A 10,188-nucleotide genomic window follows, 5' to 3' on the forward strand; every position below is an offset into this window, starting at 1 on the left:
CCGCCGCTGCCGCCTCACGCCGCCATTGGTGCGGGGCAATAGCGCGCGAGGTAATCGCCGTGGTTCGGCATATGCTGGACGAGATAGCGGATCGATTGCTCCATCTCGTTCACTTCGCTGGCGGTCTTCACCGGATCGAGCGCGTCGGCCATGGCGTTGTGGCTGCCCATGGTGATCCCCTGACCCATCATCACCGCCGCCCAGCTGGTCTCGGTGAACAGCTCGTCCTCCTCGCGGAAGATCTGACCATTGGCGCGGAACAGCTCGACCTTCTCGGTGAGCGTGTCGGGCACCGGCATGGTGCGCACATAGTTCCAGAACTCGGTGTCGGTCCGTGTCGTGGCGTTGTAGTGGAGGATCAGGAAATCGCGGATGCGCGCATATTCGCGCCCCGTGAGGCGGTTGAAGGTATCCTCCTGCACCGGGGTGATCCCGTCCAGCGACAAGAGCGAGATCAGCTTGTCGATTCCCGTATTGATGAGGTGGATCGAGGTCGATTCCAATGGCTCCATGAAGCCTGCCGCCAGCCCCAGCGCGACCACGTTCTTGTTCCAAAATTTCTTGCGGCGCCCGGTGACGAAGCGCAGCCAGTTGGGCTCGGCCTGCGGCTTGCCCGCAATATTGCCGAGCAGGATGTCGAGCGCCTGTTGGTCCTCCATATAGGCCGAGCAATAGACATGCCCGTTGCCGTTCCTGTGCTGGAGCGGCACCTGCCATTGCCAGCCTGCGGCATGGGCGGTGGCGCGGGTGAAGGGCGGGGGCGGGCTGCCGTCCTCGCGCAGGCACGGCAGGGCGACCGCGCGGTTGCAGGGCAGGTAATGGCTCCAGTCGTCATAGCCCGTCTTCAGCGCCTGCTCGATCAGCAACCCGCGGAAGCCCGAGCAGTCGATGAAGAGGTCGCCGGCAAAGGCGCGGCCATCCTCGAGCGTCACGCCGGTGACGAAGCCGCTCTCCCCGTCAAGCTGGACATCGGCAACCTTGCCCTCCTGCCGCACCACGCCGCGACTCTCGGCGAGCTTGCGCAGGAAGGCGGCATAGCGGCCCGCATCGAGGTGATAGGCGTAATTGACCGGTGGCAGATCGTCGCGCTTGAAGTCCTCGGTGCGCGCAAACTTGCCGAAATAGGCGGCCATGGTCTCGAGGTTGAAGACCTGGATCGGGCGCTTGTCGCCGCGCTGGGTCATGCCGTGCCAGACATGGTGGAAGCTGATCCCGCCCATCGTGTAGCCATAGGCGCCGAAGGGGTGGATGTAGCTGTCGCCGAGCCTGCCCCAGTTCTCGAACTGGATGCCGAGCTTGAAGGTGCCGCCGACTTGGGCAAGCATCTCGCGCTCGTCGATGCCGATGAGCTGGTTGAAGCCGACGAAGGGCGGAATCGTCGCCTCGCCGACCCCGACTGTGCCGATCGCCTCGGATTCGATCAGTGTGATTTCCACAGGGGATCCAGCGCGGATGCGCGACAGAGCCGCCGCCGCCATCCACCCCGCGGTGCCCCCGCCGACAATGATAATCCTTTCAATTCCCACGTTTTCCTCGATCCCGGTCGGGCCTCTGCGGGCCGTTTGCAGGCGGGCCATACCGCCTGCTGGAGTGTTGCCAGAATGCAATATGAACCGCAGATTACAAGTCTTGAGAACGCTCTCAAGATGCGCTAGAAAGTTTCCGCAGCCCGCAGCCACAGGCACGAACCTGTCGCGCGGCATGGGGAGAGACGACAGATCATGAACACCGCCAAGCTTGCGCCGCGTCGGCGCCTCTTCGCCCTCGGGACCGCCTCTGCACTGGCGATCGCCGCGTCCAGCCCCGCGCTGGCGCAGGACGCCGCCAAGCCGGAAGAAGATCCGGACGCCGCCGCCACGCCCGCCGAGGAGCCTGAAGCCGACATCATCGTCACCGGCTACCGCGCCGCCCTGCAATCTGCGCAAGACATCAAGCGCAACGCCGATACTTTCGTCGATGCCATCACCGCCGAGGACATCGGCGCGCTCCCCGACCGCTCGGTCGCCGAAGCGCTGCAGCGCGTGCCGGGCGTCAATATCGGCCGCTTCGAGAAGACATCCGATCCCGACCGCTTCTCGGTCGAAGGGACGGGCGTCATCATTCGCGGCCTGCCCTTTGTGCGTTCCGAACTGAACGGCCGCGACGTGTTCTCGGCCAATGGCGGCACGGCTCTCAATTTCAACGACCTCTCGCCCGAACTGCTGAGCTCGGTGCTGGTGTACAAGAACCTCACCGCCGACATGGTGGAAGGCGGGATTGCGGGCACGGTCAACCTCACCACCCGTAAGCCGCTCGACCGGCGGGGCTTCCACGTTTCGGGCACGCTCGAAGGCAACATCGGGGACCTTCAGGAAGAATGGTCGCCGGGCGGCTCGTTGCTCGTCTCCAAGACCTTCGAGGGCGATCGCGGCACGCTCGGCCTTCAGTTCGGCTATGCCCGCTCCGAGCTGGTCAGCCGCACCGACGCGTCGCAGATCACCGATCCCTGCTTCCGCGCGCCGACGCTCAACGGGCCGTGCTTCCGTCCGCGCCCGGTTGGCAGCGGCGGGTTCCTTCCCGGGCCGATCCAGGATGCGAGCAATTTCCCGCCGGCCGGCAGCGTGCTGGTGCCCAAGGGGGCGGGCGTGCGCACGACCCGGCTTGAGCGCGATCGCGAGGCCTATTCGGCGGTTCTCCAATACGAAAGCCCGGATCGCGATTTCCTGTTCACCTTCGAATGGCTGCGCTCCGACACCACCTTCGCCGCCGACGAATATTCGGCGCTGGCGCTGGTCAATGACGACGCCCTGTTCCCGGTCCCGGCCGCGGGCAGCACCTGGGAGTTCGACAGCAACGGCGTTTTCCAGCGCGGCGTTCTGAGCCAGCGCATCGGCGATGCCTATGCCAATCCCTTCGGACGTGGCGGGATTCCGCTCGAAACCCTGCGTCTGCAGCGCGAAACCGCCTCGCGGACCGAGGATTTTTCGATCGACATCGACTGGAACATCACCGACCGTTTCCGGATCAATTTCGAGGCTCAGCGGATCGAATCCGATCTGGCGCAGGATGCGATCATCGGAACGATGAACAGCTGGGCGAACATCGCAATCGACAATACGGGGCGCACCCCGCAGGTCGAGTTCCTCGCTCCTCCCGGCGCGCCGGCGGATTACTTCACCTCCGGGCGCAACACCTATTACTGGTTCCTGATCGACAGCGTTACCCGCAACGAAGGGCAGCTGGATTCGCTGCGCCTCGATGCCGAATACGACATCAGCGACGACGGCTTCTTCAAGCAGGTCAAGTTCGGCGCGCGCTGGTCGGACCGTGACCGGGCGACCCGCGACACCGCCTTCAGCACCTGGGGCAATCTTTCGGCACCCTGGGCTGGCCGCGCGGGATGCGCGCCGTGGAACGCGGGTCCCGGGTGTGCGGCGACCGGCGGGTTCCAGCCCGGCCGCTTCTTTACCGGATTGCCCGGTCAGGAGTTCGCAATCGGCGGCGGTGCCTATGTCGATGATTTCCCCAACTATTCCAATCTGCGCACGCCGTTTGGCAGCGGTTTCCAGCGCGGTAATGCTCCTGCGCCCCTGCCGGGCGGCGCGTTCTTCTATGGCGGGGACGACTTCCTGGGCGAGTATCTTGCTGGCCAAACGGACCAGCAGGGGCGTGAGATCAACATCTTCTCCCAAACGCCCAACCCGTACATCGGCGTAAACGGGCGCAACTTCCTGGATCCGGTCACCCGGGCAGTGACGCCGTGCGATCCGTTCTGCCCGAACGAGCTCGACATCGTAAGGGAAGAAACCCGGGCTGCTTATGCCCGGCTCGACTACGGGACCGACTTTGACAACGGCTGGAAGCTCTCGGGGAATGTCGGCCTGCGCTATGTGGAAACGCAGGTGTCGGCGGGTGGCCTGATCGGCTTCCCCAACGCCCAGCAATTCGACATTCCGGCTGCCGGCGGCAATGGCGACGGGATCGCGCAACTTTCCGAGGTCCAAGCCGCTTGTACTCAGGCGCAGAACCTGCCTGCCGATCAACGGCCCGCGTACTGTTCGCTCTCGCCTGCGCGCCTGGCCACCTTCGCGGCGGCCTACACCACCGAAGTCCTCGATGACACGAGTGACGAGACGTTCGGCAACTGGCTGCCGAGCTTCAATGCGCTGCTCGATACCGGCAACGGCCTGCTCTTCCGCGCGGCGGTATCCAGAGGCATCAGCCGCCCGGATCTTGGCGCGTTCCGGTCGGGCGGGGCGATCGGCGACAACACCGGGGTCCTGCGATCGCAAGGCACGCTTGAAACCGGCCCGCTGTTCGCGCTCCGAACCGGCAATCGCGACCTGCGACCGATCGGGGTCTGGAACTACGACTTGTCGGTGGAATGGTATTTCGACCGTGTAGGATCGCTGACCGTCAACGGTTTCGTCAAGGATCTCAGCGGGATCATCGATAACGCCGTCGACGTCATCAACTTCTCCAGCCCGCGCGTTCCCTCGCTCGATGTGGAGGTCAACCGGCCGGTCAATCAGCAGGACGGCACGCTCAAGGGCGTGGAAATCACCTACCAGCAGACCTACGACTTCTTGCCCGGTCTGCTCAGCGGACTTGGGTCGCAATTGACCTATACCTATGTCGACGGCGCGGACTTCACCAACACCGACCGCGCCGGGAATCTGGGGCCCTTCGCCGACGCGCAGCCGCTCGCCGGGATTTCCGAGAGCACCTTCAACGGAACCATTTTCTACGAAAAGGACTGGCTCTCGGCGCGTCTCGCCTACAACTGGCGCTCGGCCTTCCTGATCACCCCGCGCGACGACATCTTCCCGTTCTCTCCAATCTGGGGCGAATCCACGGGTCAGCTTGACGGGTCTATCTTCGTGACGGTGCGCGACGGGCTCAAGCTCGGGGTGCAGGGGGTGAACCTGCTCGACGAGGTTACCCGCACCAGTCAGGTGGTCGATTTCGACGGCACGCGGGTGGTCCGCTCGGCCTTCCGCAACGACCGGCGCTTCACTTTCCTTGCCCGCTTCGATTTCTAAGAGGCCAAGGTCATGACAATCGCAGGGCTGCTGAAGGCGGGCACGCTGACAGCGGCCCTGCTGCTTTCGGGGGCATCATCGCCCCCCGCCGAACAACCGCTCGCCCCGCTGGAGGGCGCAGGCTGGGAGCTGGTCTGGGCCGACGAGTTCGCTGGCGACACGCTCGACCGCACCAAGTGGACGCCCGAGATCTCGTGCTGGGGCGGGGGCAACAATGAACGCCAGTGCTACACCGACCGGCCCGAGAACATCGCGGTTCAGGGCGGCCTGCTGCTCCTGAAGGCGCAGAAGGAGCGCTTTGCCGGGCCGGCGCGCCCGCCCGAGATCGCGGAAGCCGTCAACCCCACGCTGGTGCAGTCGCACACCTCGGGCAAGGTCCGCACCATCGGCCTCCACGCCTGGCGTTACGGCCGGATCGAAGCGCGCGCCAAGGTTCCACCTGGGCAGGGCACCTGGCCTGCGATCTGGATGATGCCCAACGACCCTGCCTACGGCCCCTGGCCGCGCTCGGGCGAGATCGACATTCTCGAGGCGGTCAATATCGGCGCCAAGTGCAAGGACTGCGCGGGCGGCATGGGCGAGAACCGGACGATCAGCGCGCTCCATTTCGGCGATTTCGCGCCGCTCAACCGCTATGTCGACCATCGCAACGCCTTGCCCGGCCTCGCGCTGCCCTCGGATGATTTCCACGTCTATGCGGTCGAATGGGGCGAGGGGCTGATCCGCTTCCTCGTCGATGATCGCGTGCACCTCACCGTCACCGCCGAGCAGTGGAGCACCGCTGCGCCGGGTGCCAAGGGCAATGCGTCCGCGCCGTTCGACCAGCCCTTCTATATCATGGCCAACCTTGCCGTGGGCGGGCGCCTGTCGGAAGAAAACAACGCCAAGGGGGTTGCAGCGGGCAGCTTTCCCGCGCAATTCGCAATCGATTGGATAAGGGTCTACCGCTGCGCCAGCGATCCCGCGACGGGGCGGGCCTGCATCCGGTAGGCGGGACGGGCGAGAGCGGTAATGGCGCGGGTGCGCAAGAAAGTGACCATCAGGGACGTCGCCGAGGAGGCGGGCGTCTCGCTCCAGACGGTGAGCCGCGTGGTCAACGGCGGCCCCAACGTGCGCCCGCAGCTGCGCGACAAGGTGCAGTCGGCGATCGACCGGCTCGGCTACGTCCCCAGCCTCGCCGCCCAGCGGATGAGCGGATCGCGCTCTTACATCATTCTTGCGATCAACGATCGCGAACGCACGCTCGCCGACTGGCGCGAGCGGATGGGCACCGACTGGGTCGACCAGATGCTGCTGGGCGGGATCCTGACCTGCTCCAAGCACGGCTACCGGATGATGGTGGAGCTGGTCGACACCCATTCCGATCATGTCGAGCGCGAGCTTGGCGCGGCCTTGTCGGCGTTGCAGCCAGACGGCGTGATCCTGACCCCGCCGCACTCGGAAAACCAGCTGATCACCGATCTGCTTGCAGTGCGCGGCATTCCCTTTGCGCGGATCGGATCGGATGCGCCGGGGGCGGGGATCCGGCTGACGATGGGCGACGAGGGCGCCGCGCATCTGGCCACCACCCGGCTGGCCGAACTCGGCCACCGTCGCATCGCGATGATCGCCGGGCCGGCGCAATACAGCCTCTCGGGCTGGCGCATCAAGGGCTGGCGCCGGGCGCTCGCCGAGGCGGGGCTGCCGCACGAGGGCCTGCTCGAGGTGGGCGATTTCGGCTATGAGAGCGGCGCGCGTGCGGCGCGCGCGCTGCTGACGCGCAACCCGGATTGCACCGCAATCATCGCCTCGTCCGACCAGATGGCGCTGGCCGCGCTCGAAGTCGCGCGCGAGCGGGGGCTCGAGGTGCCGCGCGACCTGTCGCTGATCTCCTTCGACAACACCCCGATCGTGCGCTTCACTCAGCCGCCGCTCACCGCCATCGACCAGCCGATCGCCGAGACCGTCGCCCGCGCGGTCGAACAGCTGATCGCGCGCTCCCCCGACGCGGACGACAGTGCCGTGATCGAGGTCGCTGCCGCACTGGTCGAGCGCGCCTCGACCGCGCCCGCCCCGGTCAAGACCCCGGAACACGGTTGAGCGCGGCGTCCGCTTCGCCGCCCGATCGCCAGCCGGTCTGGTTCCTCGCCCTGTTCGCGCTCGCCGCTGCGGGCGGCGCGGTCGCCTATGTGCCGCTGCTGACCGTCCTGCTCCCCCAGCGCATCGCCGATCTGCAGGGCGGCGAGGACGTCGCCGCCCTCGCGCAGGTGAGCTTCCTCGGCGCGGTGATGGCGAGCATTGCCAATATCGGCGTCGGGATGCTGAGTGACCGGGCACGGGTGCGGCGGCCCTTCGTCATTGCCGGGCTGATCCTCTCGAACGCGCTGCTGCTGGCCGTGGGCACAGCGACAAGCGTCGCGCAGATCGTGGTGCTGGTGATGGTCTGGCAAGTCGCCCTGAACCTGATGCTGGCCCCGCTGATGGCCTGGGCGGGCGATTGCTTTCCCGACGAGCAGAAGGGCGTGCTTGGCGGCGCGCTCGCGCTGTCCCCGGCGCTGGGCGCGCTGGCGGGATCGCTGGTGACATGGGACGGGCTGGTGGCGCCGCCTGCGCGGCTGGCGCTGGTTGCCGTGCTGGTGAGCGCGCTGGTGCTGCCTGCGGTGCTGCTCGGCAAGGGACGCGTCCGGCCGGCTCTGGTTGCCCCTGTGCCCGCGCCGCCGCCGTCCGCGCCGCGCGCTGAGCGGGTGGTGCTGCGGATGTGGGCGGCGCGGCTGCTGGTGCAGGTCGCGGAAGGCGGCATGTTCGCCTTCCTGCTCTACTGGCTGCGCTCGATCGCGCCGGGCTATCCAGAGAACGGCGCGGCCAATATCTTCAGCCTCGTGCTGGTGGGCGCGGTGCCCCTGTCGCTGTTGCTCGGGCGCTGGTCGGATCGCCATTCGCGGCCGCTGGTGCCGCTGGTCGCCGCTGCGCTGGCGTGCGCTTGCGGCATGCTGGTGATGGCGGCGGCCATGACGCTGGCCTGGGCAATCGCGGGTTACGTGCTGTTCGGCCTTGCCGCTGCGGTTTTCCTCGCGCTGCATTCGGGCCAGACCCTGCGCGTGCTTCCCGCCCCCCAGCACCGCGGGCGCGATCTCGGGGTGTTCAATCTCACCAACACCGTGCCGGGGATGGTGATGCCCGGGCTCACCGTGATGCTGGTTCCGCAGTTCGGCTATGGCGCGCTGTTCGTGCTGTTCGCCGGGCTTGCCTTTGCAAGCGCCGCGCTGCTTGCCGAGTCCTTGCGCCGTTCATGATCGGCGTGCTTGATGCTTGCCAAAACGGGCGCGCGGCGGCATAGTTTGATAACGTTCTCAAGAAATAGTCAGGCAGGGTTCTGGGAGGGACTGGCGAGATGGCGCTTAAGGCAGTGGGTCGGCTGGTGTGCGGGGCAGCGCTCGGTACGCTTGTGGCAGGGTGCGGCGGGGGCGAGCCGATCCGTTCGGCCAGCGCGCCGGTGGCGGCCGCTCCGGCACCTGCGGCAAACAGCCCGGAAGCCCTGCTCGCGCGGATGAGCCTCGAACGCAAGGTCGCGCAGATCATCCAGCCCGACATCGGCTCGATCACCCCCGAGGACGTGCGCCAGTATCGCTTCGGCACGATCCTCAACGGCGGCAATTCCGGCCCCTTCGGCAATGACAAGGCGCCCGCGGCCGACTGGCTGAAGCTCGCCGATGCTTTCTGGGAAGCCTCGACCGCCCCGCTTGCCAATGGCGAACCCGTGATCCCCGCGATCTGGGCCACTGACGCCGTCCACGGCCATGCCAATGTCCCGGGCGCGACGGTCTTCCCGCACAACATCGCGCTCGGCGCGACGGGTGATGCCGATCTCATCCGCCGCATCGGCGCGGCGACCGCGGTCGAGATCGAGGTCACCGGGCTCGACTGGACCTTCGCTCCGACAGTGGCGGTCGCGCGCGATGACCGCTGGGGCCGCACCTACGAAAGCTATTCCGAAGACCCTGCGCTCGTCACCCGTCTCGGCGCGGCGATGATCGAGGGGTTGCAGGGCCGCCCCGGTGAGCCCGGCTATCTCGGCCCCGGCAAGGTCGCTGCCACCGCCAAGCACTATTTCGGGGACGGCGGCACGTCGCAAGGCGTCGACCAAGGTGACGTCAATGGCGACCTTGCCGAGCTGATGGCGATCCACGCCGCGCCTTACCCCGCCGCGATCGACGCCGGGGTCGCCAGTGTCATGGCCAGCTTCAATTCGATCAACGGTACCAAGATGCACGGCAACAAGCCGCTGCTCACCGATCAGCTGCGCGGGAAGCTCGGCTTCGGCGGCGTGGTGGTCGGCGACTGGAACGGCCATGGCCAGATCGAGGGCTGCACCAATGCCGATTGCCCGCAGGCGATTATGGCGGGGCTCGACATCTACATGGTGCCCGAGGACTGGAAGGCGCTCCACGCCTCGCTGGTCGCCCAGGTGAAGGACGGCACCATCCCGATGGCCCGCCTCGACGAGGCGGTGCTGCGGGTTCTCCGGATGAAGGCGCAGCTCGGCATCCTCAATGGCGAGGTTAAGCCCTCGGCGCGGCCCAATGGCGGGAAGTGGGAGCTGCTCGGCTCGCCCGAACACCGCGCGCTCGCCCGCGAGGCGGTGGCGAAGTCGCAGGTGATCCTCAAGAACGCGGGCGTCCTGCCTTTGAAGGCGGGTGCGCGGATCGAGGTGGCGGGTTCTGCTGCCGACAACGTGCCCCAGCAGGCGGGCGGCTGGTCGGTCACCTGGCAGGGCGGGGCCGATCTCACCGCAGCCGATTTCCCCGGCGCGACCTCGATTTTCGCCGGGATCGCCGAGGCCGCCAAAGAAGCGGGCGGCGAGGCGCGTCTGGCGGGCAAGGGTGACGCAGCCGCCAAGCCCGACATCGCCGTCGTCGTCTTCGGCGAGCCGCCCTATGCCGAGTTCGTCGGCGACCGCAAGGACCTCGCCTTCCGCGACGAGGAGGGGCTGAACCTTCTCAAGGCCTACAAGGCGCGCGGCGTTCCGACCGTTGCCGTGTTCCTTTCGGGCCGTCCCTTGTGGGTCAACCGCGAATTGAACGCCGCCGATGCCTTTGTGGCCGCATGGCTTCCGGGCAGCGAAGGCGCAGGGGTGGCCGACGTGCTGTTCGGCAAGGCGCAGCCGACCGGGCGCCTTTCGTTCAGCTGG

The 10,188-nt window shown here is 67.0% G+C and carries 6 protein-coding genes; 5 read left to right on the forward strand and 1 reads right to left on the reverse strand.

What is annotated here, in order from left to right; translation table 11 throughout:
• Window positions 1-14 precede the first annotated feature (14 nt).
• Window positions 15-1,577 carry a tryptophan halogenase family protein gene (locus NBV68_RS04185; RefSeq protein ID WP_296307487.1) on the reverse strand — a complete coding sequence of 521 codons (1,563 nt, stop codon included), beginning with the start codon at window positions 1,575-1,577 and terminating at the stop codon, window positions 15-17.
• Between the two features lie 144 nt (window positions 1,578-1,721).
• On the opposite strand from NBV68_RS04185, the gene NBV68_RS04190 reads away from it, so the two are divergent.
• From NBV68_RS04190 to NBV68_RS04210, 5 genes are all read left to right on the forward strand, one after another.
• Complete coding sequence (locus tag NBV68_RS04190; RefSeq protein WP_296307488.1) at window positions 1,722-5,021, forward strand: TonB-dependent receptor; 3,300 nt, start codon at window positions 1,722-1,724, stop codon at window positions 5,019-5,021.
• 12 nt (window positions 5,022-5,033) lie between these two features.
• Window positions 5,034-6,011 carry a glycoside hydrolase family 16 protein gene (locus NBV68_RS04195; protein ID WP_296307489.1) on the forward strand — a complete coding sequence of 326 codons (978 nt, stop codon included), beginning with the start codon at window positions 5,034-5,036 and terminating at the stop codon, window positions 6,009-6,011.
• A gap of 21 nt (window positions 6,012-6,032) precedes the next feature.
• On the forward strand, window positions 6,033-7,100 hold the full coding sequence (locus NBV68_RS04200; protein WP_296307490.1) for a LacI family DNA-binding transcriptional regulator: 1,068 nt from the start codon (window positions 6,033-6,035) through the stop codon (window positions 7,098-7,100).
• Complete coding sequence (locus NBV68_RS04205) at window positions 7,097-8,293, forward strand: MFS transporter (protein ID WP_296307491.1); 1,197 nt, start codon at window positions 7,097-7,099, stop codon at window positions 8,291-8,293. Before NBV68_RS04200 ends, NBV68_RS04205 begins: the two co-directional genes overlap by 4 nt.
• 98 nt (window positions 8,294-8,391) lie before the next feature.
• A partial coding sequence (locus NBV68_RS04210; protein ID WP_296307492.1) for a glycoside hydrolase family 3 protein occupies window positions 8,392-10,188 on the forward strand: 1,797 nt, incomplete at its 3' end.

Origin of the sequence: Erythrobacter sp. (assembly GCF_023653175.1) — a bacterium.
In the GTDB taxonomy this organism is placed as follows: Bacteria; Pseudomonadota; Alphaproteobacteria; order Sphingomonadales; family Sphingomonadaceae; genus Erythrobacter.